We start from the raw sequence: 25678 nt of genomic DNA on the forward strand, positions 1-25678 counted from the left end.
TTAACAGAAAAGTGTGGTGCCGGAAATGAAAATTGAAGTATGGTCTGATTTTGTTTGCCCGTTTTGCTATATCGGCAAACGCCGACTCGAGCAGGCGTTAGAAAAGTTCGACCACAAGGGTGATGTGGAAGTCATTTTCAAAAGCTACGAATTACAGCCTCACATACAGAGTGATGAAAATGTTTCTGTTTACGAAGTGCTTGCCAGGAAAATGGGTACCACGGTCGAACAGGCGAAAGAGATGAACGATCAGCTGGTGGAAACCGCCAGGACCGTTGGTTTGGAGTATAATTTTGACGAGGTGAAACAGACCAATACGTTGGAGGCTCACAGGTTGTTCAAGTATGCCGAAAAACAGGGCAAAGGACTGGAGTTCACGGAGCATCTGATGCGGGCCTACTTCTCCGAATCCCGTTTCCTTGGCCGTCCGGATACTTTGATAGAACTGGCAGAGGAAATTGGTCTTGATGGGGAAGCGGCGGAAGATGTACTGGTTAATGATGACTTCCTGGAAGAAGTACGGAACGACCAGCGTGAAGCCCAGCAAATTGGAGTCCAGGGAGTACCATTCTTCGTGTTCAATCGTAAATATGCAATTTCTGGCGCCCAGCCACCCGAACTTTTCCAGGAAACCTTGGAAAAAGTATGGAAGGAAGAAAATGAAACTCCTTCTTTACAGCAGATCCAGACATCCGCGGATGCGGCTTGTACGGATGAAAGCTGCGATATCCCAGGTGATGACAATTAATCTATAATCACCAAAGCCCGTTCAGGAAGATAATAAATTCCATGGACGGGCTTTTTGTAATGGAAGAAAGTTTTTCACGATAAGTACTGAATGCTGATGAAGTGCAATTGATGACCGTTCGTAATTTTTTTGTGGCGGTGATGATTGCGGTAAAAGGTGCAACACTTGCTAGTATTCTGTTTGCGGTCAGGCTATTAAGGTGTGGAAGTAGTATACGTTCAGCAATCGAAAAGAAACTCTTCGGAACAGGATGTGATAGACTAAAAAAACTAAGGGGGAAGCTTATGCAAAAACAAGTGTTATTCATTCAAGGTGCCGGGGAAGGGGCATATGAACTAGACGGAGTATTGTCGGCATATTTACAAGATGCACTTGGCCCTGAATATGATGTACTTTATCCTGAAATGCCTAACGAAGGCGAACCTGATTATGGAACATGGAAAGTTCAGATTGAAGAATTTCTCAGCAGGCTGAATGGCGAGGTAATTCTTGTTGGACACTCTGTGGGCGGTTCAGTGCTTTTGAAATATCTTACTCATGAAAAGGTTACAAATCATATTACGGGGGTGCTGCTTATCGCACCACCATATGATGAGTCTGTTTTGCCTGAAGCGTCTTCTTTAAAATTTGACCAGTTGCCAAGAATGTTCTTTTATCATAGCCGCGATGATGAAATTGTACCTTTTTCACATCTTACCTTTTTTGCCGAGAAACTGCCGAAAGCAGCCATTCGGAAGTTTGATGGGCGTGGACATCAATTTTGCAACGATTTGTCCGAAGTGGTTATGGATATAAAAGGTTTATAATCCGTGTCCTGTGGAACGATTTGCCGCAAGGGCTTCTATTAAGGAAAGAACTAAAGCAAAAGAAAATGAAAGTAAAAACAAGCACAGAGCAAAAACTCTGAGCTTGTTTATGTGCTGCTATCAGGAAGCTTTCTTTTCTTTTAATGTGGTTACGTTCACGTTGCGTGGAGTCATATGAAATACGATATTAAGCACGATAGCGGTCACACTGCCGGCAACGATCCCATTACTCGTCAGAATCTGAATACCAGATGGCAGCTGGGCAAACAGCTCAGGAACGACTGTCACGCCAAGCCCCATGCCAACGGAGCAGGCAACGATCATGGAGTTCTCTGGAGAATCAGCAATCACGCTGCTCAGCATTTTGATGCCCTGGGAGATGACCATTCCGAACATCGCCACCATCGCTCCTCCGAGCACAGCGGCTGGAATGATGGTCGTCAAGGCAGCAATTTTCGGAATGAACCCTAAGGTGACCAACAGCAGACCAGTTACCAGAATCACTTTTCGAGATTTCACTCCTGTCATGTGGACGAGACCGACATTTTGGGAGAAGGCTGTATAAGGGAAAGCATTGAAGATGCCTCCAAGAAAAATGGCAAGACCTTCGGCGCGATAGCCTTTTGCCAGGTCTGTTTCGTTTATTTTCTTCCCGGTCAGGTCGCTCAGCGCAAAGTAGACGCCGGTAGATTCCACGAGTGAAACCATCGCCACCAATATCATCGTCAGGATTGCGGACCATTCAAAGGTTGGCATTCCAAAGTAAAACGGTTCTACCATATGGAAATAGGATGCTTCACCTACAGCTGAGACGTCCACTTTTCCGGCAAGGGCAGCTGCGATCGTACCAGCGATGATTCCAAGTAAAATCGCGATCGCCCGGGTAAAGCCTTTGGTAAAGCGATAAATCAATATGATAAATAAGAGCGTACCGAACGCCAGAGATATGTTGGTGATCGAACCGAAATCTCTGGCGCCCTGTCCGCCACCCATATTATTGATGGCCACGGGAATCAAGGTGATTCCGATAACGGTGACAACCGTTCCTGTAACAACCGGCGGGAAAAAGCGCACCAGCTTCCCGAAAATACTGCTGATGATTACAACAAATAGTCCGCTAGCGAGAATCGCTCCATAAATAGCTGAAATCCCATACTCACCTCCGATGGCAATCATCGGAGCAACCGCCGTGAATGTACATCCGAGTACCACAGGCAGCCCGATTCCTAAGAAACGGTTGCTGACGATTTGAAGAATCGTCGCTATCCCGCACATCAGAAGGTCGATGGCGACCAGGTAAGTCAGCTGTTCAGAAGTGAGTCCGAGGGCTCCTCCAACAATTAAGGGAATTAAAACGGCACCCGTGTACATGGCAAGCAGATGCTGCAGTCCTAAAGTGAAAGTTTTCATGTTAACGCACGCTCCTTGTCAAAAGTGATATGCTTATCATGCATGGATGAAATGGTTGCCAGGGATTCTACCCGGATTCCTTGCTGACGTAATATCTTTCCGCCGTTCTGGAACCCTTTTTCAATAACGATGCCGACGCCTGCAAGACTTGCTCCCGCCTGCTTTATAATTTCAATCATCCCCGAGACCGCCTGGCCATTGGCTAAAAAGTCATCGATAATGAGAATGGAATCATCCGGAGATAGAAAGTCTTTGGAAATCGTGATGTTATTCATTTCTTTTTTCGTAAATGAATATACCTCCGCAGAAAAATGATCAGCCAGCGTAATAGGCTTTCGTTTTTTGGCAAACACCACCGGAACGCCCACGACCAATCCAGCCATCGTTGCCGGAGCGATGCCCGATGATTCCAGTGTCAGGATCCTCGTCACGGTGGCATCCGAAAATCTGTCTGCGAACTCCTGGCCGATTTTCTGCATCAGGAATGGATCAATCTGATGGTTGAGGAAAGAATCGACCTTGATGACGGTATCGGATAATACATTTCCTTGGGTTACAATTTTCTGTTCTAGTAAATCCATGATTATCCCCTTTCCAGGAAGTATTAGAAAAATTTGATTCTTTAATCCTTTTAACAAAGTTAAACTTTATGAAAATATAAAAAGCCCGCTTTCCATTTCACTATGAGGAAAGCGAGCTTTGTCTTCATTTTATCAATGACAAATAGAATAGAGGGCGGACGAACATCCCCGCTCTATGGACAGGCTGCTTTTCATAGTCGGTTCATTTACGGTAAACCGGTAGAGACTTGCAGGCCATATCCCTGCGATTATATGAAAAGATTATAAGTTGGATGATTTAAATACGAATAATAAGTAATTATGATTATATATTGTTCGTATAATAAATAATCTACATGAAAAATTCCCGGATGTCAAAGCATTTTAAACATATAATCTAAAGTCAGCCCTGTAATCGCTCAAATTGTTTATAAACGGAAATATTTTGAAAATTATCTTGTGAAAATGGGGAGGCATTGGAATAATTAAAAGTGACGCTTCAAAATCGGTTTTTAGTTTGTAGGAGTTACAGCTTTTACAGAAAGAAGGGGAGACATGGAACATGTTATTGATGTAAAAGGGTTATCGAAAAGTTTCGGCAGTGTCCAGGCGGTAAAGGACATGTCCTTTACCGTATCCCAAGGGGAAATTTTCGGAATCATCGGACCAAACGGAGCGGGTAAAACGACCACCCTTGAAATGCTGGAAGGCATCCTGAAACCGGACAACGGTACGATAGATGTGTTGGGGCTTGATCCGAGCAGACAGTTGAGGAAGTTGAACAACCGAATTGGTGTCCAATTTCAAGCTACTTCCATTCAGAAGAAAATGAAAGTAAAAGAAGCACTTGATCTTTTTTCATCTTTTTATAAGCAGGCAACGCAAAAAGAGTATTTAATCGAGATTTTGGGCTTGGGGGATAAGTTGAATGTTGCTTTTGAGGATTTGTCAGGTGGTTGGAAACAGCGGTTGACCCTTGCGCTGGCAACGCTTCATAAACCGGAGATATTATTCCTCGATGAGCCGAGTATGGGACTCGATCCTCATGCCCGCCGGGAAATGTGGTCGATGATCAAGCTGATGAGAGAGCAGGGAAGTACGATAGTGATTACCACGCATTACATGGAAGAGGCGGAGAAGCTGTGTGACCGGGTGGCAATGATATACAGTGGACATTTGAAAGCATTGAATACACCGGTAGAACTGCTGAATGAAATGAAAGCTCATTACCTGGCTTTTGAAAGCGATGGCCTGGAGTATGAATACCTGATTACAGTTCCGGGAGTGGCGCGGGTAGAGCAGGAAGGCGATTCGTTCAAGGTTTTCAGTGAGGATCAGCAAATGACTGCTTACCATATTTTCAATTACTGTCACGATAAAGGCATCAGTCTGACTAACTTCAAGTTTGAAAAAGGATCCCTCGATGACTTATTCGTTCACTACCTGGAAAAGGGGCAGACGGGATGATACAAGTAATGAAGCTCGCAAGTATCGAAACGAAAATGTTTTTCAGGGATCGTCTCAGTGTATTCTGGACGTTTTTGTTTCCTGTCGCCATGATTTGGCTGTTCGGTTCCATGTTCGTCGGGAATGAAATGAACGGCCTTTCTTTTGCCCAGATGTTTGTCCCTTCCTGGATCGGTGTCAATATCGTTACCACATCGTTTTTCACACTCGGAACCGTATTAGCCGGATACCGGGAAACGGGCGTTTTGCGACGCTATCAGTCTACTCCGCTTCAGCCCTGGAAAATCCTTGCCGCTCATACAGTGCAAGGGACGGTTATTTTCTTTATTTCTGCTGTACTGCTGATGGTGTTCGGGATGCTGTTATACGATCTAACGCTGCCTGCATACATGGGTAGTACGATTGCAGCCTTATTGATCAGTATCGCTGCATTTTTCCCGTTTGCGTTGTTTTTGACCTCTTTGGCTAAAAACACCCAGGCTGCTGCAGCAATCAGTTCGTTATTTTTGAATCTCATGTTGTTCTTGTCAGGGGCTACGTTCCCGCTGGAGTTCATGCCGACAGTCCTCCAGTATGTGGCTAAAATCCTGCCACTCTACTATGTCATCATCATGTTACGTGGTACATGGAACGAGTCTCCGATTACAGAATATGGGGTCGAGATAGGTATATTATTAGGAATAGCCGTAATATCTACCATTCTGGCTTCACGCTTTTTCCGCTGGAGTGGAAAGTAGCAAGCATAATTCATTTCTTAACCTGGCTGGAAGGTTGAATTGTAACAGAATTTTTATTATAATACCGATTGAAAAAATAATTCAAAATTCCCGGCGAAGTGGTGGAATTGGCAGACACGCTTGACTCAAAATCAAGTGCCTTCCCGGGCGTGTGGGTTCGAGTCCCACCTTCGCCACTTGGTTCGAAAGAGCTCTCAGATCGAGGGCTCTTTTTTATGCCATGTGGGGAGGACGTATTTCGTTTTGAAGGCGGTCTTCATCGGTTCAGCTTTCAGGAGGGCCGATAGTTGTTCGGCCATATATGATGAGGGATGCTTCAATCCGCCGTTGACCCACTCGATGATCATTCCGAGAATCGCATAAGAGTGAAAACTTGCTTGTAAGTCAGGGTTGACGTCCGGATTAGATGGGAAGGCTGGGAGGTCTTCGAATGCCAGCTTTTTCAATGTCTGAATAAACTTTTCCTGGAAGCCTGGCAAAGCGTTAGAGCGGATGACAATCTGATAGAACTTTGAGTTTCGTTCCACATGGTCGAAAATTTTTATGACAGATGAAGAGAGGCTGGGCACTTCGAGCGTTTCCTTGTCGTTATATGGTTCCCGGTAAGACTCAATCAAGCCGGTCATGACATCTTCAATGATTTCATCCAGCAAATCTTCTTTGTATTTATAATGCTTGTAAAAGGTACCCCGATTATAATCGGCGGTCGTAACGATATCAGTAATTGTGATATCCTGGAAATCTTTTTCCTCCATTAAGGTGAGGAGGGAGTTTTGCAACGCCTTCTTCGTCCGTCTGACTCGTTTATCTTTATCCATCCTCTCCGCCTCCTGTCTGATTTTTAATTGTTTACCCAACAATCCCATAAGTAATTGTTGACTATCAAACAAACGCTCTGATTACGTTCATTATACTTAAAAGTGCAGGTTATTGCACATTTGTATAAACGGAATGAAAGCGCATTAAAAGGAGGCGTTTTATATCGCCCACGGCTACCATTGCTGTAAATGTTCACAACGCTGCACCAGTATGTTTTCTTAACATCAGAGAAAGAGCACCACCCATTTTAATGGATGGTGAATTCTTCTTTAAGCAAATATCCTAGCTGCGGGAAGCGGAGTCCGGTTTTCCAGCCTCCCACACCTTTCAGGTTATATTTTTTCACAAGGCGGAACTTCGGGAGCAGGGACCGGGCATCTTCAAACCACACTTCGTGCGGATCACCGTTTTTATCTGTATAACGGAAGGAAGGGTTAGCATGATAGTAATTATACTGGATGCTGCTTGCATAATCCGCAGCAATACTTAATGCTTTTTCCTGGGAGTAGGCCTCCGCATATTCCTCATCAGCCAGATTCCAATCATATGCATACATGGCGATTCCTAAATAAATCTTTTCACCAGGAATGACAGAAGTTGCGTACTCAAGAGTCTTGTCTACTTTTTTAATCGGGGCAATCGGGCCCGGATCACCCCCGGCCCAATGCCAGTCATAGGTCATTAAAAACAAGAAGTCGGCATGAGTACCGAGGGTCTGGTAGTCGTAGGCTGCATGATAAGCAGGGTTGCGATCACCTTTCATCGGGGGAATTGCCAGGCCGACATTGGCGCCAATTTTATCAAGACGGCTGCTTAGCTTTTTAATAAAGTTGTTGAAATTAGATCGGTCTTTCGGGTGAAGGCTTTCAAAATCGATGATTACTCCCTTATACTCTTTTTGGTGCACTAATGTTGCGATGTTTTCAATTAACTGCCGCTGTTTTTCAGCATTTGCCAACAAAACATGGGCAAGGTCGGGGTCAAAGCCTTCAGTGGTCAAGTTTGTAATGGTAGCATAAGGTTTCATCCCTTTTTTCCAGGCAAGTTCGATTGATTCTTCTCCGTGCAGGCTGCTTAAAGTTCCATTCGAATCAGGGCGATATTCAAAAAAGCTGATGGCATCCAGGTAATTACTATAAAAATTCATAGCCCATTTGTTTTCGCTCGGAGTGGAGGGAACAAAGAAAGCCCCGATGGTAGCGTCCCTTTTTTTACTTTGGGGAATCTGTAGTCGCTGTCCATTGAACACAATGCGAGAAGAAAGCCCATTCGTTTGCATTAGATTTTCGATAGATGTCTGATGAAGATTGGCTATTTTCCACAGTGTATCGCCACGTTCTACTACATACGTGTTACCAGGTACCAGTAAGGACTGACCAGGCAAAAGTTTCGCTGGATCTGCAACCCCGTTGATTTCCTGCAGTTCTTTGGGGGAACGATCGTACACTTCAGCAATTCTCCACAGGGTGTCATTCTTCTTAACCGTATAAATGATACTTGCATGGCTCGATGATATGGGCGCGAGACAAAGGATACTTAATATAAGGATGAAAACTAACTTTTTCATAAGCAGGCCCTTTCTATATTGTTTTCATGTCCATAGTCTGAGCCGAATGAATATCATTATGCAGCTTGTTTATTATTGAGACATTGTTAAATCTCCGTGTTGATCTTCCATATAAGCTCCCAATAGCTGAAGACTCAGTTTCAAGATGGTTGGGTCCGTTACCATGAGTGGAAGGGAATGGTCCGGGAAACAACTCGCTTTCCTGCGGGGGACCTGGCAAGCTTCCTCGGGCTAAAGCCCTGTGGGATCTTGCCTAGACCCTTCTCCCGCGGGAGTCTCGCCGTTTCCCTCCCCATCCAGCCAGTTTTGTATTAAACGGACCCTTTACAAAGAGAAAGAATGTAGCTGAAATCTTCATCCTGAGGCATTTTACAAAGGGTGTAGAGGCATTAAAATCTTCAATCATAGGACAGTTTTCTTCGGCTGATTTTGAGAACTTCCCACGGCAAGGGGGCGTAGGGAAACGGTGAGACTCCTCGAAAATGCTACGCATTTCCTTCGTGCGTGGGTTAAGTCAAGATGAAAATTCAAAGTCCTGTGGGAGCTGAGTGATAGATGAGGCCCCGCAAGTCGAAGCCTGAGGAGACTCAGCACACGCCCACGGAAAGCGAATCGTTTCCCGAAGCCCCGCAACTCCAACAATATCTCGAAATCAAGTCTTCCACAATACGGCCATAATGTTGAATAATAAAAACCATGAAGCCGACGGTGGAACAGCCGGTTTCATGGTTTTTTCACCCCAATGCGACGTCAAGTATCATCATGACAGTGAATCCTATCATTAAGGTCATTGACGCCAGGTCTTTATTTCCTTCCTCCTGAGACCCTGGAATAACTTCTTCCGCAACGACAAAAATCATAGCACCTGCAGCAAAGCTTAAGGCATAAGGTAAAAGAGGCTCGACTAATGTAACGGCTAACACCCCGATGACTGCGGAGACCGGTTCAACCATACCGGAAAATTGACCGTAAAAGAAGCTTTTTCTGCGTGAAATCCCGTCTCTTCGCAGCGGCAGGGAAACGGCAACTCCTTCCGGAAAGTTTTGAATACCGATTCCTAATCCTAGAGCCACCGCTCCGGCCAGAGATGATTCAGGGAAGCCGGCGGCAGCAGCGCCGAAGGCTACCCCGACGGCAAGACCTTCCGGGATGTTATGCAATGTAATCGCAAGCACCAGTAGCGTACTTCGCCGTTTTTTATTCGGCTGGAACCCTTCTGCTTCTGTCATCGAGGAACCCGGGTGGAGGTGGGGGATGATTTTATCAACACTCCAGAGAAACACTCCACCCAGCATGAAGCCCACAGCGGCTGGTATCCATGCGGCTATATCATCTTTCTCTGCCATATCCAGCGCAGGTGCGAGGAGTGACCAGAAACTCGCGGCGATCATGACTCCTCCGGCAAAACCTAACATCCCGTCTAACAGCTTTTGATTCATCGTTTTCGTTGTAAATACAAGGGCTGCTCCCAACGCTGTCATACCCCAGGTGAAAAGGGTGGCGATCAGTGCCTGTACCATGGGAGGCAAATTTAAAAATATATCAATCATTGCTGGTATTCCTCCTGTGATGTTTGTTTTAATTCAATAAAAAGTTTCCTTAGGTAAAAAGTTTAAGCTTTAGGAAAATAAAAGTCAATGCTTCATAGATTTTCTATTGAAATTTTCAGTTTTTACAGTCAAATCATGATAAATAAAAGAGGCAAGATATACCAGTTCCCTTAAGTGGCAAGCAGCTAACCTATTATTCCGCCAATCAGAAAGATCGGATTTGACGTCAGGATACTAAGATGGGTTTTTAAATGATGTAAAGTGGGAAAGGAAGAGTTGAAACGGATTAAAAGTGAAGTGAGGGTTCAGAATGGATACAACGCAATCTATGAGTAATAAAAATGAAGTTTCAAAAGAAGATATCAAACCATGGATCAGACGCATGGCACGGGCAGGCTATATGGCGAAAGGGCTTGTTTATGCATTGATAGGTGTACTGGCTTTTATGGCCGCTATCGGTGTTGGCGGAAAGACAACCGGCACAAGCGGTATGTTTCGTTCCATCGCCCAGGTGCCTGCCGGTAATGTGATTCTATGGTTGATTGGTCTGGGCCTTATTTTGTACATCATGTGGGTTCTTATCAAGGCGTTTAAAGATCCACAAAATGAGGGTTCTGATCTGAAAGGGATGGTTACGAGAACAGGCTACTTTGTAAGTGGGGTCATATACGGCGCCCTTGCTTTCAAGGCTTTTAAAATCGCCATCAATGCCGGAAGCGGCAGCGGAGGCTCCCAGGATACCTTATCTGCTAAGCTGTTATCCCAGCCGTTCGGTGCTTGGATCCTAGGAGCTATTGGTGTCATCACGATTGGATATGGACTATTTGAGCTAATTATTGGGACAACCCAAAAGTTTTTAAAGAATATCAGAACCATCAAAATGAGTGACCATGAAATACGAATTGCCAGGAATGCCGGGACTGCAGGGTTGACTGCGCGTGGAATTGTCCTGGGAATAATCGGGTTTTTCATTGTCCGTACAGCCATGACCCATAATCCTAGTAAAGCCAAAGGATTGGACGGCGCTTTGGCGGAGGTTGCCCAGAAACCTTTTGGTCAATGGCTATTAGGAGTGGTGGCGCTTGGCCTGATCCTGTACGGCCTTTACCAGATCATTCGTGGCCGCTATGAACAGATGATGTTTGGCAGGGTGAAGTGAAAGTTTTTTTAAAACCATACCACTGAAATATAATAGCTGATATGACAAAAGCGCCTGTTTTTTCACAGGCGCTTTGATGTTAGGGCTCAATTTTATATTTAATATAATCGTAATTGGAGGTAGGAATCCTTTTGATGATGTTGCCTTGTTGATCTTTGTAGATTTCTATCTCCTGATAAGTTTCGACGAGGTACCCATCCACTTCCTTACTTTCTACCAGTACAGATTCCAAGCTTGTATAGGCAGCGGCATCATTTTCCTGTGTTTGGCTGCTTACTTCGCTTGTTTCCTCGGCGTTTTCACTCGGTGCAAAGGTAACGCCGCTGATGTTCATGGCTGGTGTTTCAAGAAATGCTGCAAAAAGAAGGATAACTACGACAGCAAGAACAGAAATTGGGTTTTTCATCGCTTGTCTCCTTTTCGATGATCTTATCGTGAAAGTAACGTTTATTAGTCAATTGCAGTAGATTTATATGTGAAGCCCAAGTGTTTTATGATCAAAAGGAGAGTAGTCTTTTTGACGGGATGGAGGCTTCATAAAAGTAAAATCTTTATTCTAGCATTGCGGGCCGCTTCTCGATACAATTGATGGTAAGTTATACATAAGGAGGAAATTGCTTGTGATCATTGCGATCATTTTTTTGATTTTCGTTTCCCTTTTCTTTTCTGGAAGTGAAACAGCACTCACAGCGGCAAACAAAATGAAACTGCAGTCAAAAGCGAACAAGAGTAATAGAAAGGCTGCCAGGCTGTTAGATTTAATCTCAAGGCCGAGTGAGTTCATTACGACAATCTTAATTGGGAACAATATCGCGAATATTCTGCTGCCGACGCTTGTCACGACTCTTGCCATCCAATATGGTTTCAGTGTCGGGGTTGCCTCTGCCATCCTGACTGTAGTCATCATTATTTTTGCAGAAGTGTTACCGAAATCCGTGGCGGCTGCTTTCCCGGATCGGATTGCGATGGCCGTAGCCCCGGTTATCCGCTTTTTTGTCCTGGTGTTCAAACCCATCACGATTGTGTTGAATTGGCTTACCGGATCCATTACGAAAGCCTTGTCAAAAGGTAAAACAGAAGAAGTATCCATATCGAAAGAGGAATTCCGGACGATGATCGATATCGCAGATTCGGAAGGGACGTTCAATGAAGCAGAATCCCATCGAATCAAAGGAGTATTCGATTTTTATAATTTGAATGTCAAAGACGTCCTGAAGACGCCGCGGGTAGATGTGATTGCTATTCCTCATACTGCTTCCTTTGAAGAAGTGAGGGATCTGGTCGTTCAGCATCCTTATACCAGATATCCGGTTTACCGAAAGGATATTGATGACATTGTCGCTGTCTTCCATTCGAAATACTTGATTTCCTGGGCGATGGAGCCTGAAAAACCCCTCGCTGACTACTGTTATAAAAATCCCCTCGTCGTCTATGAGTTTCATAAAATTGAGTGGGTCTTCCGTAAGATGACCAAAGAGAAGAAGCATATGGCGATTGTGCTCGATGAGTATGGCGGGACAGAAGGCATTCTTACCCATGAGGATGTGATTGAGGCAATGATCGGCTTGGAGATCGAGGATGAAATGGATACGGAAAACGATGCGATCGTCGAAAAAATTTCAGATCATGAATTGATCTGTGATGGCAAAATTACGCTCCGTCGCTTGAATACCCTCTTCGACACGGAAATACCCGAAGAAGAAGATGTACTGGCTGGTTATCTGCTGAAAGAGTTCAATGATTTTCCGGATGAAGGGGATACCTTGGAACGTGATGGTATCAACTTTAAAATCCTTGAACTGGACGGCAGAATGATTCGTAGAGTACAGGTGGTCAAATAGCTCGTATAATAGGGAGAGACTGTTATGGAAGTCAGGAAGCTTCATAAAAATGAAAAGCCTCCGATCGAGCTGTTGCTGGAAGCTGATCCTTTCCGAAAGCTGGTAGAGGAATATGTCCAGCGAGGAGACTGCATGCTAGCGGAAAATGATGGAAACACGGTCGGTGTCTATGTCCTGCTTCCCACCAGGCCTGGAACGGTGGAATTAGTAAATATAGCTATCGAAGAAAGTCACCGGGGAAAAGGGCTGGGGAAACAGTTGGTCATGGACGCCATCCGGGTCGCCAAATCACAGGGTTATCAAACCATCGAGCTAGGCACTGGTAATTCCAGCGTCGATCAACTGGCATTTTATCAAAAATGCGGGTTTCGGATTGTCGGCGTGGATGCAGACTTTTTTGTGAGACACTATGAGGAAGAAATCTACGAAAACGGTATTCAGTGCCGCGACATGATCCGGCTGTCGCTAGATTTATGAGTGGACTGTAAAAAAATATTAGCAGGAAAAACAGGCGGCTGCGTAATAGACTGCCTGTTTTTTTACGAGTATTAGGGAGGAAATAGAGATATAAGAAGGAATTTAGCGAAAAAGATAGAAATTAGATAGTAATGGAAAAAAAGAATCAGGGAAGCTTGTTTTGGTCCGTGCGTATCAAACCGCTAAAGAAAGTAATGGGGAGGTAACTATGACAGATAGGTATCCCGAAGTTGAAGAAGTGGTCGTTTATATGCATCAGCGAATATACGAACCTTTGTCGCTTGCCGACTTGGCCGGTCAGGCGGGCTATAGCCGTTATCATTTCGCCCGTATTTTCAAAGAGCAAATGGGGGTTTCCCCGTTATATTATATCTCTGCATTACGTTTGCAGAAGGCGAAAGACCTGTTATTGCAGACGGACTTGCGCGTGCGGGACATTGGCATGGAGATCGGGCAGCAAAGTTTAGGGACATTCACCACCAGGTTTACAGAACGGGTGGGAATGACCCCTGCTCAATTCCGCCATTATTCACCGAACGCCAGTGATCACTTTCAATCTTTGAAAAAGATCAGAGACTGGTCAGACCCTGGCAGCCAAAGTAGGGACGCTCCTACGCTGAAAGGAACCATCACAGCTACGGAACCCTTTAATGGGATCATCCTGGTCGGCTTGTTTCCGAAACCTATCCCAGAGGGGTTTCCGCTATATGGAACGTTACTTTCCTCGTTAGGAGAATTTTGTTTCCAAGGTGTCCATCCAGGTGTTTACTATTTATTAGCTACTTCCGTTTCCTGGAGAATGCAGGCCAGAGACTTCCTGCTTCCGCATCAAACGCTGCGGGCCCGTTCCAAAGACCCAATCATCGTTAAAGAATCTTCTCCTATCCCACACCAGCAGTTAACCCTCTGTCCTCCACGTCTAGGTGATCCGCCCATTCTGATTTCACTGCCACTGCTGATGAAAAATTTTCTAAAAAGAGTTAACCCACATAGCAATCGATAAGAAATCGTTTATATTTTCGGGTGCTAGAATGAAACTGTCATAAATAGTCGCTAAAGGAAGTAATCGTTAACGAACTCTAACGAGAAAGGAGCGTGCTGCCAGCTGACAGTCTATCTTGGTTTGCTCGATATCCCGTGCCTGGTGTCTATAGCCCAAGCAAGGATGAAATTTGAATAAGGAAAAGGAGAGTGAAAATATGGCCACTCAAGCAAAACAATTGTATGTCAATCTGCCGGTGAAAGACGTAAATAAGTCGATCGATTTTTTTAAGAAGTTAGGTTTTGAATTCAACCCTGCGTTCACGGATGAAAAGGCAGCTTGTTTAGTGATTGGTGAAAATATCTATGCCATGCTGTTAAAAGAAGACTTTTTCCGGACTTTTACTAAAAAAGAACTTGCAGATCCCGCCAAACACACCGAAGCAATTCTGGCTTTGTCTGTAGACAGCAAGGAGGCGGTAGATGATTTAGTCAACAAGGCTTTGGAAGCCGGTGGAAAACCGTCCAATGAACCAATGGACGGCGGGTTTATGTATGGCTGGAGCTTTGAAGATATCGATGGACATTTATGGGAAGTCCTATACACGAATGAAAACAAGATTACGGAGAAGTAAAACCTTAAGGAGGGTGAGATGATGGGTGATAAAATACAAAAAATCACGCCGAACTTATGGTTTGAAAACCAAGCGGAAGAAGCAGCGGCTTTCTATACTTCCATATTCAAAGATTCCGGGATTGTAAGAGTCACACGCTATATTAACGAAGGTCAGGAAATCCACGGCATGTCTGAAGGGACAGTGATGACGGTGGAGTTCCAGCTGGAAGGCCAAAGGTTCGTCGCGTTAAATGGCGGGCCCCATTTCCATTTTACAGAAGCCATCTCGTTTATTGTCCATTGCGATACCCAGGATGAAGTGGACTACTATTGGGAGAAACTTTCGGACGGAGGAGACGAAAAAGCACAGCAATGTGGCTGGCTGAAAGATAAATATGGAGTCTCCTGGCAGATCATCCCTGCACGAATTTCCGAATTACTTAGTAACCCTGACCCGGTAAAAGCTGAAAGCGCCATGAAGGCCATGTTACAGATGAAGAAAATTGATATGAATGTATTAAAAGAAATCCATAAATGAAACATTAGTAAGCGTAGTGGAAGAGACTTCCTCTCCATGCGAATGCTTAGACGAGCATTTGGAAAAGGAAAGAAAATAGAGGGAGCTGCATGCTGTTTAGTATATGTGATTAATTTCTAGTAAACAGTATTGCCTGTCTAGTAAAATTACTTTTCTGTCTAGTAAATTTTAGTTTTTGTCGAGTAAAACCTTCCAAATATCTAGTAAAAATTCGAGTTTGTCTAGTAACCGTTCCCACCTGTCTACTAATAAAGAAATTTGTCTCGTATTCCCGCTTAATCAAGCTTATCCGCCCTCGTGACGTGGGGCGGATTTTTGATTGTAACCTTTTTCCTTCGGTGTACGTCTTAATAAATAATAGTCCTTATTCCTTAAACAATACAGGGGGAGTTCAAATGAAGGTTCCATTTTTCTTATCGGCAATCATTGTAATATCCGTATTGACGGCCTGTCAGCAGGTAGATGAGCAACCTGATGCCAAAGCCCAACTCAGTCCGGAGACAGCTATTCAAAGAGGGAATGTCGTCAATGTACATGGCGAGATATACAATCTGGAGCGGTTTGAAAAATTTTTGAGTAATGTGGATGCAGGTAAGAAAGATGAAGTCCGGATTACCACCTATACCATCGAAGGTGATCCTATTTTTTACAAGCTGGAATTTGACGGTGAAAAAATTCATTATACGTATGACAACACCATGGATGCATATGCGGATACGGGAAAAGGAATCAGAGAGGCGGAATGTGCGGATATTGTAAGCACAAAAACAAAGGGCGAAAGGCGTTATGAGTTGAGCAGGTGTAATTCCAGTACCGGAGAATCTTTCTCCTTTGTTGTTCCGGAACCGGAGGCTTAATCATTGCGGCCTGATAAAGCAAAAGAAGGGGAAATCGTGATGGAATTGCAAAAACAGTTTGTAGAATCCGTACGTTTGTATTTTAAAAAAGAAGGGGAAGCCTGGCTTGAAAAGCTGCCAGACCTGATTGCATATTGTGAAGAAAAGTGGGCGTTGCAATTGGAAACGCCCTTTTCCCTGTCGATCAATTATGTAGCTCCTGCAGTCCGTGCAGACGGAACAGAACTGGTAGTTAAAATCTCACTTCCAGGCGCAGGATTTCTCGATGAATGGCAAGCATTACAATTGTTTAATGGGGAGGGAATGGCTTCTCTCGTAGATGTAGATCAGGAACATGGCATTTTATTAATAGAAAAGTTAACCCTCGGCTATACACTTGCAGAAATGGAAGTTGATGAAGAAGCTTGCCAAATAGCAGTTCATGTACTGAAAAAGTTACATCGTCCTGCTCCTAAAAACACCTGTCTTCCAACAACAAAAGCAAGAGAAGACAACCTGAAAGCAATCCTGGGGAAGAATCCGAATGGGCTGGGACCAATATCAAAAGAAACACTTGAAAAGGCAAGCAGACTATTTACTTACTTGAATGAAACCAGTCAAAACCAGCGCTTGCTTCACGGTGATTTTCATCATTACAATGTGCTTGCTTCCGGAAAGGATGACTGGACAGCCATCGATCCGAAGGGACTTATAGGAGAGACGGAGTATGATTTGATCCAGTTTCTTTTGAACAAGCTGCCGGAAAAAGGTAAGCTGCCCGTGATAGAAAAGCGGGTGGAAATTTTTACAGAAGAATTGAATCTGAATAAAGAGAGGCTGCTAATGTGGGGTTATTGCCATACGGTTCTGGCAGCCAGTTGGACGGTTGATGATAAGGGCAGGTATGATCAGACGTTTGTTGAAGCTATTGAGGTTTTTGAAAAACTATTATCCTGAGTGAAAAATCAGTATACTTTCAGTAGAATTAGAGAGAAATCAGTACTACGAGGAGGAAGTAACATGAAACTGAAGCTAGGGTTTATTTTTATGCTGATGATTTTTACAGTTGGCTGTTCCACAGAACCAAATGCAATGCACACCTACGATAAGGCGCAAGTCAAAGAAAATTTACAAGCGGTAGATTTTGAATACGAGCTGCCTGAGCAAGTTCCTTTTGAAGTGAAAAGTATGGAAACGGATACGCTCGTACCTGACCAGCCTATTTTTTCTGTATATTTTACCGGGACAGAAGGGGAGCAGATGATGCTCGAGGTGGTTAATGCGACTTTGAATACTGCGGGAAGCAATTTATTTGAGGAAGTAAAAATTGGCGACAGGAAGGGATTCTTTTATGAGAATGCCCAGGGCGCCAGAATGCTTCTTTGGGAAAAAGATGATGTCCATTACCAATTGAAGACAATTGCCGGCAAAGCGGAAGCACTGGAGGATTCCCAGCTGATCACTACAGCGAAAACATTTAAGTAATATGGCAGAAGGGTTGATTTAGTATGACTTACGAATTCTATCCAATGACCCAGCAACAAGCAGAGGAAATTACTCACCACTGGCATTATGACGGTAAATATTGCTTTTATGACATGGAATCTGATCAGGAGGATCTTGAGGAGTTTCTCGATCCCAAGCAACGTGGGGAAAATTATTATGTGGTGACCAGTGAGAAAGCATTAGTCGGCTTTTTCAGTTATCATCCGGTAGATCCGGAAACCATTGATATTGGCCTCGGAATAAAACCTTCGTTAACAGGGGAAGGGCGTGGAAGGGAGTTTGTTGAAGCTGGACTGAACTTTGCAAAAAAATCATTCAACCCCAGCCAAATAACCTTATCAGTTGCGACCTTCAATCAGCGGGCGATTAAAGTTTATGAAAAAGCGGGATTTGTCCGCGGCGAGACGTTCATGCAGAATACGAATGGAAGCAGCTATGAGTTTTTGAAAATGAATTACAAGCCTGAGAGGAAGTCAGTAAATGAATAAAGTAAATGGAGACAGTAATAAACCAGATTTCCATCTTAATGAAATAGGCAAAGAAATAGAAGCATTGCTGGGATCTAAACTGGTCGGCTTATATTTGCACGGATCCCTTGCCATGGGTGGTTTTAATGCCAGTAACAGTGACATCGATCTCTTAGGAGTCACAAAAGCACGGCTCAACAATCTGGAAGCGCGTTACCTGACCGAACTCTTTTTAACAAAATCTACCCGTCCTTTTCCAATAGAAATTACCTTCATGCATGAACAGCAATTGGTGGATTGGGAGCATCCAAGCATGTTTGACTTCCATTATAGTGAGTACTGGAGAGATGAATTCGAGCAGAAAAAAACGGGTGACACGTTCGTTAATGTGAATTGGAAGGATCCCGATTTGGCCGCTCATCTTACCGTTACCTATCATAAAGGAATTTGTTTAGCTGGAAAACCGACTCATGAAGTACTTCCGAGGGTGCCAGAAAAAGATTTTGTTGCTTCTATTCAAAATGATTATTACGACTGTCTGGATAACATTGTGCATGATCCTGTGTACTGCACATTAAACTTGATTCGTTTTTATCGATATTTAAAAGCTGGTGACATTGTTTCCAAACTGGAAGGGGCGAAGTGGGGGATCAGGACTCTTCCTGAAGAATTCCATACTATCATCCAATCGGTACTTGCAATCTATCAGGAAAACGACGACAGCATTGTTTTAGAAGCAGGGGAGCTGTTTAAAATCAAAGCGTTTTTAAAGGGGAAAATAGAAAATTTGTTAGAGCAAAACACGCGTAACAGCCCAAGGGGGATGACTGATGGAGCAAAATAAGATTGCGGCTAAATTTCTGGATTTTGCTGAACTGGAGTGTAAAGGATCAAGCGCTTTGTATGAGTTCCTGGCTATCAAAGTTGCTGGTAATGAAGAGCTGCTCCAATTAAGTTCGCATGCGAGAAAAGGACAGCCGATACCTAATTTGTTACTTGGGGCAGTCCACCAGTTATTGTTATCAGGGAAAACGTATGAACTCGGTAACTTTTACCCGAGTATTACAGAGAAACCAAAGCAGGTGGAAGATTCATTTTCCAGTTTTCTTGATTTTTGTCGTACCTATCGAAAAGAAATAATAGCAACTATGCAGGAAAAACTCGTGCAAACGAACGAAGTGAGACGCTGTGCGTATCTTTATCCGCTTTTTTGTTACATACAAAAGAAAACAGGGCGCTCTTTGTCATTGATTGAGATTGGAACAAGCGCAGGTCTTCAATTGTTATGGGATCAGTATAGTTATTCTTATGGTGGGGACTGTTCCTATGGGAATAAGGCTTCAGCTGTACACTTATCTTCAAAAGTAAGACAGGGAAGCATGCCGGAGCTCCTTGATAACGCCCCCCCTGTGGCTTCCCGCGTAGGCGTGGACCTGCATGTCAGTGACCTGAAGGAGGAGGAAGACGCCTTATGGCTGAAGGCACTTATATGGCCGGAACATCAGGAAAGGCTGGAGACTTTTGATAAAGCGGTGAAGCAGTTCAGTAAATCTCCTCCTTCCTTGATCGAAGGGGATGGCGTCTCGATGCTGGAAGAACTTGCTGCCCAAGCCCCCTCCGCCAGCACGCTTTGCATTTTTCATACCCATGTCGCCAATCAGATGCCCCGGAAAGTGAAAGAGGAATTGCAGCAGAAAGTGAGTGCAATTGGGCGTAAGCGGGATGTATGTCACATCTACAATAATATTTATGACAGGAACCTCCATCTCGATTATGTAATAAATGGAGTAGGTTATGCTGAAACAATTGGGGAGACTGATGGACATGGGCGTTGGTTCGACTGGGGTGTGAAAGGCTGTTACCTCCAGGGAAACGTGTCTAGTAAATGATAGTTTTGTCTAGTAAAATTTAGATATTGTCTAGTAAATTTTTGATAATGTCTAGTAAAAGACCGAGATTGTCTAGTTAACCTCACATATTGTCCAGTAAGCACCATGGACTGTCTAATAAATGCATCATGTTGTCTAGTAATTAGACGGTGTTCCAGTAACTTTTTCTCTAAAAGGTTGTAATCCCTTTACAGCGATAAAGTAAGCGTTACCAAAGGCGGGTGGCGTGTTTTCACCCTCTTGATAACCTGCAGGCTATGCTTTATAATCCAGGCATATCACTGATTTTTCTGAAAAGACGAATATTAGCAAGCGTTGAATGTCATGGATATCCTATGGCAGGAGCGGCTTCTGGAGAGGGTGCACATCTCGTGCAGCGCCGAAGGGTTCATAATCTCAGGCAAAAGGACGGAAGAGGTACATACGATACCTTTTATGTTGGTGAGATTGGGAAGACCCGGTCTCTCTTTTTTATACATTCATAAGAAAATACGAAGGATTTCGCCATAAGTAACTGGCGACACCTGAGTTTTTCCAATAGAGGCAAGTGCAACTACATACAAAGTGAGGGGATTAGTCGATATGAAACGAATCTATAACTTTTCAGCGGGTCCTTCAATGCTTCCGCTTCCCGTGCTGGAAAAAGCACAAAGTGAACTCGTAAACTATAGGGACTCTGGCATGTCTGTCATGGAACTGAGCCACCGGTCCGCGTTGTTTACAGAAATCATCGAGGAAGCAGAACAGCTGCTGCGTGAACTGATGGGCATACCAGAAAATTACAAAGTGCTCTTCGTACAAGGGGGCGCTTCACAGCAATTTTCTGCGGTTCCGTTGAACCTGTTTGGTGCGAACGGAAAAGCAGATTATGTGAATACTGGATCCTGGTCGCAAAAGGCGATCAAGGAAGCGAAGAAATATGGAGATATCCGTATTATTGCTTCGTCTGAGGAGGATAATTTCACTTATATTCCAGAGGTGGACAGCTCGATGATCGACCCGGAAGCGGACTATGTGCATATCACCACGAACAACACGATAGAAGGAACGGCATTCGCGGAAGTCCCGGACACGGGCGATGTGCCCCTCGTGGCGGATATGTCATCGAACATCTTATCCGAACAGATGGATGTATCTAAGTTCGGCGTGATTTATGCAGGGGCTCAGAAAAACATCGGTCCGGCGGGGCTGACAGTTGTTATCGTGCGTGAAGACTTGATCGGAAATGCACAGGAATCGTGCCCGGTTATGCTGGATTATAAGACACATAGTGATAAAGGCTCCTTATATAACACGCCACCCACCTATGGGATATATATGGCAAAGCTTGTTTTCGAATGGCTGAAGGACCTTGGCGGTGTTAAGGAAATGGAGAAAATCAATCGGGAAAAGGCACAAATCCTTTATGATTATGTGGAGGAATCTGAGCTTTTTTCTTCTCCTGTTGAAAAGAATAGCCGTTCATTGATGAATATACCGTTCGTCAGTCCTTCTGATGACTTGAATGCGGCATTTGTGAAGGAAGCAAAAGAAGCAGGCTTGGAAACATTAAAAGGGCACCGTTCAGTTGGCGGGATGCGTGCCAGCATTTATAATGCGATGCCGGTCGATGGCGTCCTGTCCCTTGTCGCGTTTATGAAAAAATTCGAAAGTAAGCAGAAGTAATCAAAAGAGGTCTCCTCCTATGCTAAGGACGAGACCTCTTTTTACTAATCATTAGCTATTTCAATGGTATACATTCCTCGTTCGGTAACCAATTTGAATGTATTTTTATCGTACTGGTACTCTGTTGTATCCTCCAGCGGAATTTCATAATAGGAGTCAGGAAGCGGCTGTAACCCATTTCCATCCGTTTCGATATGGCCCGATCCGTTCAATTGGATGGTGTGCATGGGCTCGTAACCGTCCATCCTTCTCGTATCTTTGGAATAGGAAATCGAATCTAACTTCATGGATATACTGTCGTGATCCGATAATTCCTGCTTGGCAATTGTTATGTTTTCACCGTTCCACTTCTGAAGCAGCTGGTTAAATTCTTCGATGGTTAAGTAGCGCTGTGACATGTGCATCCCTCCAGTTCTTATTTTTACCTGGAGGGCTGAATTGATGCGTATAACAATTCAAATTAAGAAAATAAAAGAGACGGCCATCAGACCGTCTCATTATTTATAGAATTCAATTAAATTGTCAATTTTTAACTTCGTGCTTTATGTCGTAATCGATAATTTGGATTTTTTCTACTGGAAGTTTGAAACTGGAAGACAGCTTTTTCTTCAGGTTTTCCTTGTTTACTTCCGAATCCTCTGCGTATGTGTCCCATTCGATTTCATCCATTCTTCGGAATAATTCGGGACGATCAAGGTCACTTTCTTTATGGAAATTAATCCACGATACAGATACTAACATTCAAAAATCTACTCCTTTCTGGAGTCAGCTAAACCATTTCGGGAACATGTCTTTATTCAATTGTTTAACAAGTATAACATGGTTGAGCAATTGTGCATACCCCACCCCTTATTCAATGAGCGATAGGGGGTTTTAAAAGGTGTCAAAAAAGGTATATGGGATAAACAGGAAATTTGTACTGCAAGTCAACAAACAAGGAGGAGACATCGATGCGGTATCTTATCGTTTCCGATATACATGGAGAGGCTGAGAAACTGGAAAGCGTGCTTGAAAAAGCATCTTTTGATTCAGAGAATGATCAGCTGATTTTGCTTGGTGATTATATAGACCGGGGCCCTCGTTCGAAAGCAGTCATCGACAAAGTGAAGGAACTGGTGGAGAAAGATGGTGCTGTTGCAATCAAGGGAAACCACGATGATCTGTTCATCCGCTCGCAATATGAAGGAGAGGCGATGGAGCTTTGGAAAATGAATGGGGCAGCCAGTACGTTGGAATCTTATCAGGGAAAAAGAGGAGAATTGAAAGAAGACCAGCAGTGGATGGAGAAAAATCTGGAGCTTTACTATGAAACTGACGACTATATCTTCGTTCATGCTGGACTTGAACCGGAAATCCCGATAAAGAAACAGGATGAAGATACGATGTTGTGGACTCGCCATACGGACCGGATCGGACTGGGTAAAACCGTCGTCCACGGACATACTCCGGTCAAAGATATTATTTATTACGAAGATCAGATTGATATCGATACCGGTGCTGCATATGGTGGAAAACTGACTTTGTTGGAGCTGCCGACACATGAAGTGTATACGGTATAAAAAAGGATGAGCGAGGCTATCGACCTCACTCATCCTTTTTTCTGCTTCATTAATAAACGCGGTCCCCATTAAAAATGGAGTTTTTCACTACTACATAGTCGACGTGTTTGATCGCGTCGAGATTCGTACCGCCTGCATACGAAATAGCGGATTGGAGATCCTGTTCCATTTCGACTAACGTATCTCTTAAGGACCCTTTATGCTCGACATACATTTTTTTGCCCTCGACGTTTTTCTTTTCGCCTTTTTGAAATTCCGATGCGGAACCGAAATATTCCTTGTAGCGTTTTCCGTCCTTTTCATACGTTTCACCTGGTGATTCCTCATGACCGGCGAAAAGGGAGCCTATCATGACCATGGATGCCCCGAAACGGATGGACTTGGCTACATCTCCATGGGTGCGGATACCTCCGTCGGCAATGATCGGTTTGCTTGCAGCTTTGGCACACCAGCGTAGCGCAGCCAGCTGCCAGCCGCCGGTGCCGAAGCCAGTCTTGATTTTGGTGATACATACTTTTCCCGGACCGATGCCGACTTTTGTCGCATCTGCGCCTGCATTTTCAAGCTCTCTGACAGCTTCCGGTGTACCGACGTTTCCGGCAATGACGAAACTATCCGGAAGGTGCTCCTTGATATGATGAATCATCTCAATGACTGCATTGGAGTGACCATGGGCGATGTCGATCGTGATGAATTCCGGTACCAGATTTTCTTCAGCTGCCTGCCGGACAAATTCATATTCTTCCGGTTTGACTCCGACGCTGATGGAGGCGATCAGCCCACGGGATTTCATACCTTTGATAAAATCAATACGCTGTTCCGGCTGGAATCGGTGCATAATATAGAAGTAGCCGTTTTCAGCCAGCTTGACAGCAATTTTTTCATCTATGATTGTCTGCATGTTGGCAGGTACAACGGGAAGTTTGAAAGAGTAATCTCCTAAGCGGATGGTGGTATCACATTCTGATCGGCTATTTACGACACATTTAGCGGGAATCAATTGAATATCTTCGTAATCAAATACATTTTCCATGGTTCACACCCCTAAAAACGAATATTTTAATGATAACAATATTAAATGTTCGTACATGAGGTAATTTACACCATATAATAGAAATTGTCAAAGGAATTCAGGCGGTGTTCACCATTTTGTTTAACTCCCGGTTGTTCCGGTCATAAATAAAAGAAAGCAGATAAACGGTAAAAAAGGTGGTTATCACATGAAAGTACGAATCGAATTGACCTACCAGACCCCGAAAGGGACACATAGTGAATTCAGTTCAGAGGAAATGCAAGCAGCTCAGGCGATTTTGATTGCCGAAGATTTAGAAAGGACCGGGCGGGTGAAGGATTTCACCTTCATCGATAGTCAGGATCATATGTGGAGTTTGAAAGAACTGAAGGAATATATGAAGGGGATTGAAACAGAACCGCACAACATTACGGTCTATTTTGACGGAGGATTTGATTTAAAATCAAAAAAGTCGGGACTTGGCTGTGCGATTTACTATGAGCAGAACGGGAAGTCCTACCGGCGCCGAAAGAATGCTTTGGTGGACGAACTCCAGACAAATAATGAAGCAGAATACGCTGCGCTTCATCTCGCTTTGCAGGAAATGGAGTTTATGGGGGTGCATCACATGACTGTTACAATCGTAGGCGATTCCCAGGTTGTCATCAACCAGTTGAACGGAGAATGGCCTTGTCTGGAGGATGAATTGTCAAAATGGGCGAATCGCGTGGAAGGAAAAATGGAACAGATGGGGATTAAGCCGGAATACAAAGCGGTTTCCCGAAAACGGAACCGGGAAGCGGACCGACTCGCTTCGCAGGCGCTGGATGAAACGGAAATCATGAGTACTATCGAATTGTGAATCATCCCCATTGTTAAAGTAATTGTGCGATTTTTTTATAAATTATGGAAAATAGTATTGTGAATAGTTTAATGATTTGAAATAATTTTAATAAAGTAATGGTTGAATGAGGTGATGGTCATGGATGCTACAGAAACACTGATCCTGTTTTATCCTACTTTGTTTCTATTAGTTGGAATCATGGTCGGGATTGGCTATAAAATAACCAGATGCCATACCTGCCTGGTAGCCTCGTTGGGATACCTGCTTGCCAATGTGGCGTTCTTTTTCTTCGCAGAAGGAGGAGTTCCCGGAATAGAACGGGAAGCAGTTGGATTGGGTATGGCGGTGTTCAAGGGTTTGACGTGGTCAGAAACAGCAGCCCTCCTGTTTGTTCCGAATATCTATTCATTAGCTTATACATGTTTGCTATTACTGGGCTATCTATATACCGGCATAGCCGTATTGATGTCCCGCAAACAAGTCAGTACGGAATTAAAGGAGGAAGAACATGGGAGCGCTTCTAACGTTGATTGGTGATATTTTTGCAGCGATTGCCGGCGGTTTTTCAGAAAAAAACAGAGCGGATAATGAAAAGGGAAAGTAGATTCTTCATAAGCTGAGGAA

The 25678-nt window shown here is 44.0% G+C and carries 29 protein-coding genes, 1 tRNA gene and 2 riboswitches; of the genes, 21 read left to right on the forward strand and 9 right to left on the reverse strand.

Annotation, left to right across the window (positions count from 1 at the left end):
• Nucleotides 1-25 precede the first annotated feature (25 nt).
• On the forward strand, nucleotides 26-748 hold the full coding sequence (locus P855_RS0104465) for a DsbA family oxidoreductase (protein ID WP_028782443.1): 723 nt from the start codon (nucleotides 26-28) through the stop codon (nucleotides 746-748).
• 284 nt (nucleotides 749-1032) lie between these two features.
• Nucleotides 1033-1554, forward strand: a complete 522-nt coding sequence (locus P855_RS0104470) for an RBBP9/YdeN family alpha/beta hydrolase (protein ID WP_028782444.1) — start codon at nucleotides 1033-1035, stop codon at nucleotides 1552-1554.
• 120 nt (nucleotides 1555-1674) lie between these two features.
• On the opposite strand, the gene P855_RS0104475 is transcribed toward P855_RS0104470, so the two are convergent.
• Nucleotides 1675-2964: a nucleobase:cation symporter-2 family protein gene (locus P855_RS0104475; RefSeq protein ID WP_028782445.1), complete on the reverse strand. Its 1290-nt coding sequence runs from the start codon at nucleotides 2962-2964 to the stop codon at nucleotides 1675-1677.
• Nucleotides 2961-3545 (reverse strand): xanthine phosphoribosyltransferase, encoded by a 585-nt coding sequence (locus P855_RS0104480; RefSeq protein ID WP_028782446.1) that lies wholly within the window; start codon nucleotides 3543-3545, stop codon nucleotides 2961-2963. The genes P855_RS0104475 and P855_RS0104480 overlap by 4 nt, the downstream gene beginning before the upstream one ends.
• 174 nt (nucleotides 3546-3719) lie before the next feature.
• Nucleotides 3720-3821: riboswitch (purine riboswitch) on the reverse strand.
• Nucleotides 3822-4079: 258 nt separating this feature from the next.
• Here P855_RS0104480 and P855_RS0104485 point away from each other — a divergent pair.
• From P855_RS0104485 to P855_RS0104495, 3 genes are all read left to right on the forward strand, one after another.
• Nucleotides 4080-4991, forward strand: a complete 912-nt coding sequence (locus P855_RS0104485) for an ABC transporter ATP-binding protein (protein WP_028782447.1) — start codon at nucleotides 4080-4082, stop codon at nucleotides 4989-4991.
• Complete coding sequence (locus P855_RS0104490) at nucleotides 4988-5728, forward strand: ABC transporter permease (protein ID WP_028782448.1); 741 nt, start codon at nucleotides 4988-4990, stop codon at nucleotides 5726-5728. Before P855_RS0104485 ends, P855_RS0104490 begins: the two co-directional genes overlap by 4 nt.
• A 92-nt stretch (nucleotides 5729-5820) precedes the next feature.
• Nucleotides 5821-5904, forward strand: a tRNA-Leu gene (locus P855_RS0104495).
• Between the two features lie 18 nt (nucleotides 5905-5922).
• Here P855_RS0104495 and P855_RS20485 read toward each other — a convergent pair.
• The 3 genes from P855_RS20485 to P855_RS0104510 form a co-directional block, all read right to left on the reverse strand.
• Entirely contained in the window at nucleotides 5923-6546 is a 624-nt protein-coding gene (locus tag P855_RS20485; RefSeq protein ID WP_152526181.1) for a TetR/AcrR family transcriptional regulator, read from the reverse strand.
• A gap of 248 nt (nucleotides 6547-6794) precedes the next feature.
• Nucleotides 6795-8114 carry a glycosyl hydrolase family 18 protein gene (locus P855_RS0104505; protein WP_028782449.1) on the reverse strand — a complete coding sequence of 440 codons (1320 nt, stop codon included), beginning with the start codon at nucleotides 8112-8114 and terminating at the stop codon, nucleotides 6795-6797.
• A 734-nt stretch (nucleotides 8115-8848) separates the two neighbouring features.
• The gene (locus tag P855_RS0104510) at nucleotides 8849-9664 is read right to left on the reverse strand and encodes a ZIP family metal transporter (protein WP_028782450.1); all 816 of its coding nucleotides are present in this window, start codon (nucleotides 9662-9664) and stop codon (nucleotides 8849-8851) included.
• Nucleotides 9665-9974: 310 nt separating this feature from the next.
• Here P855_RS0104510 and P855_RS0104515 point away from each other — a divergent pair, with 310 nt between their 5' ends.
• Nucleotides 9975-10823, forward strand: a complete 849-nt coding sequence (locus P855_RS0104515; RefSeq protein WP_028782451.1) for a DUF1206 domain-containing protein — start codon at nucleotides 9975-9977, stop codon at nucleotides 10821-10823.
• Nucleotides 10824-10902: 79 nt separating this feature from the next.
• Here the strand turns inward: P855_RS0104515 and P855_RS0104520 are convergent, their stop codons facing one another.
• Nucleotides 10903-11229: a hypothetical protein gene (locus tag P855_RS0104520; protein ID WP_028782452.1), complete on the reverse strand. Its 327-nt coding sequence runs from the start codon at nucleotides 11227-11229 to the stop codon at nucleotides 10903-10905.
• Between the two features lie 214 nt (nucleotides 11230-11443).
• On the opposite strand from P855_RS0104520, the gene P855_RS0104525 reads away from it, so the two are divergent.
• The 12 genes from P855_RS0104525 (at nucleotide 11444) to serC (ending at nucleotide 21639) form a co-directional block, all read left to right on the forward strand.
• Nucleotides 11444-12664, forward strand: coding sequence for a hemolysin family protein (locus P855_RS0104525; RefSeq protein WP_028782453.1), 1221 nt, complete (start codon nucleotides 11444-11446; stop codon nucleotides 12662-12664).
• A 24-nt stretch (nucleotides 12665-12688) separates the two neighbouring features.
• Nucleotides 12689-13141, forward strand: a complete 453-nt coding sequence (locus P855_RS0104530) for a GNAT family N-acetyltransferase (RefSeq protein WP_028782454.1) — start codon at nucleotides 12689-12691, stop codon at nucleotides 13139-13141.
• A gap of 208 nt (nucleotides 13142-13349) precedes the next feature.
• On the forward strand, nucleotides 13350-14144 hold the full coding sequence (locus P855_RS0104535) for a helix-turn-helix transcriptional regulator (RefSeq protein WP_028782455.1): 795 nt from the start codon (nucleotides 13350-13352) through the stop codon (nucleotides 14142-14144).
• A gap of 196 nt (nucleotides 14145-14340) precedes the next feature.
• Complete coding sequence (locus P855_RS0104540) at nucleotides 14341-14757, forward strand: VOC family protein (protein ID WP_028782456.1); 417 nt, start codon at nucleotides 14341-14343, stop codon at nucleotides 14755-14757.
• A gap of 21 nt (nucleotides 14758-14778) precedes the next feature.
• Nucleotides 14779-15276, forward strand: a complete 498-nt coding sequence (locus P855_RS0104545) for a VOC family protein (RefSeq protein WP_037985631.1) — start codon at nucleotides 14779-14781, stop codon at nucleotides 15274-15276.
• Between the two features lie 395 nt (nucleotides 15277-15671).
• Nucleotides 15672-16133: a DUF4362 domain-containing protein gene (locus P855_RS20490; protein WP_051353082.1), complete on the forward strand. Its 462-nt coding sequence runs from the start codon at nucleotides 15672-15674 to the stop codon at nucleotides 16131-16133.
• A 3-nt stretch (nucleotides 16134-16136) separates the two neighbouring features.
• Nucleotides 16137-17069 carry an aminoglycoside phosphotransferase family protein gene (locus tag P855_RS0104555; protein WP_051353083.1) on the forward strand — a complete coding sequence of 311 codons (933 nt, stop codon included), beginning with the start codon at nucleotides 16137-16139 and terminating at the stop codon, nucleotides 17067-17069.
• Nucleotides 17070-17132: 63 nt separating this feature from the next.
• Entirely contained in the window at nucleotides 17133-17597 is a 465-nt protein-coding gene (locus tag P855_RS0104560) for a DUF4367 domain-containing protein (RefSeq protein WP_028782459.1), read from the forward strand.
• 23 nt (nucleotides 17598-17620) lie between these two features.
• Nucleotides 17621-18106: a GNAT family N-acetyltransferase gene (locus tag P855_RS0104565; RefSeq protein ID WP_028782460.1), complete on the forward strand. Its 486-nt coding sequence runs from the start codon at nucleotides 17621-17623 to the stop codon at nucleotides 18104-18106.
• A complete protein-coding gene (locus tag P855_RS20495) occupies nucleotides 18099-18929 on the forward strand; it encodes an aminoglycoside adenylyltransferase domain-containing protein (protein ID WP_051353084.1) in 831 nt (276 codons plus the stop codon). The genes P855_RS0104565 and P855_RS20495 overlap by 8 nt, the downstream gene beginning before the upstream one ends.
• Nucleotides 18913-19974: a DUF2332 domain-containing protein gene (locus P855_RS20500; protein ID WP_051353085.1), complete on the forward strand. Its 1062-nt coding sequence runs from the start codon at nucleotides 18913-18915 to the stop codon at nucleotides 19972-19974. Before P855_RS20495 ends, P855_RS20500 begins: the two co-directional genes overlap by 17 nt.
• A 341-nt stretch (nucleotides 19975-20315) precedes the next feature.
• Nucleotides 20316-20396: riboswitch (glycine riboswitch) on the forward strand.
• Nucleotides 20397-20556: 160 nt separating this feature from the next.
• Nucleotides 20557-21639 carry a 3-phosphoserine/phosphohydroxythreonine transaminase gene (gene serC / locus P855_RS0104580; protein ID WP_028782461.1) on the forward strand — a complete coding sequence of 361 codons (1083 nt, stop codon included), beginning with the start codon at nucleotides 20557-20559 and terminating at the stop codon, nucleotides 21637-21639.
• Nucleotides 21640-21683: 44 nt separating this feature from the next.
• Here the strand turns inward: serC and P855_RS0104585 are convergent, their stop codons facing one another.
• Both P855_RS0104585 and P855_RS0104590 read right to left on the reverse strand, forming a co-directional pair.
• Nucleotides 21684-22037 (reverse strand): hypothetical protein, encoded by a 354-nt coding sequence (locus P855_RS0104585; RefSeq protein ID WP_028782462.1) that lies wholly within the window; start codon nucleotides 22035-22037, stop codon nucleotides 21684-21686.
• 124 nt (nucleotides 22038-22161) lie between these two features.
• Nucleotides 22162-22380: a hypothetical protein gene (locus P855_RS0104590; protein WP_028782463.1), complete on the reverse strand. Its 219-nt coding sequence runs from the start codon at nucleotides 22378-22380 to the stop codon at nucleotides 22162-22164.
• Nucleotides 22381-22589: 209 nt separating this feature from the next.
• Here P855_RS0104590 and P855_RS0104595 point away from each other — a divergent pair, with 209 nt between their 5' ends.
• Nucleotides 22590-23198 carry a metallophosphoesterase family protein gene (locus tag P855_RS0104595; protein ID WP_028782464.1) on the forward strand — a complete coding sequence of 203 codons (609 nt, stop codon included), beginning with the start codon at nucleotides 22590-22592 and terminating at the stop codon, nucleotides 23196-23198.
• Between the two features lie 49 nt (nucleotides 23199-23247).
• Here P855_RS0104595 and guaC read toward each other — a convergent pair whose 3' ends face one another.
• Nucleotides 23248-24231: a GMP reductase gene (gene guaC, locus P855_RS0104600; protein ID WP_028782465.1), complete on the reverse strand. Its 984-nt coding sequence runs from the start codon at nucleotides 24229-24231 to the stop codon at nucleotides 23248-23250.
• A gap of 187 nt (nucleotides 24232-24418) precedes the next feature.
• Here guaC and P855_RS0104605 point away from each other — a divergent pair, with 187 nt between their 5' ends.
• Both P855_RS0104605 and P855_RS0104610 read left to right on the forward strand, forming a co-directional pair.
• Complete coding sequence (locus P855_RS0104605; RefSeq protein WP_028782466.1) at nucleotides 24419-25072, forward strand: ribonuclease H family protein; 654 nt, start codon at nucleotides 24419-24421, stop codon at nucleotides 25070-25072.
• Nucleotides 25073-25192: 120 nt separating this feature from the next.
• The gene (locus tag P855_RS0104610) at nucleotides 25193-25591 is read left to right on the forward strand and encodes a hypothetical protein (RefSeq protein WP_028782467.1); all 399 of its coding nucleotides are present in this window, start codon (nucleotides 25193-25195) and stop codon (nucleotides 25589-25591) included.
• The last annotated feature ends 87 nt before the right edge of the window (nucleotides 25592-25678 follow it).

Source organism: Thalassobacillus devorans MSP14, assembly GCF_000496835.1.
Taxonomy (GTDB): domain Bacteria; phylum Bacillota; class Bacilli; order Bacillales; family Halobacillaceae; genus Thalassobacillus; species Thalassobacillus devorans_B.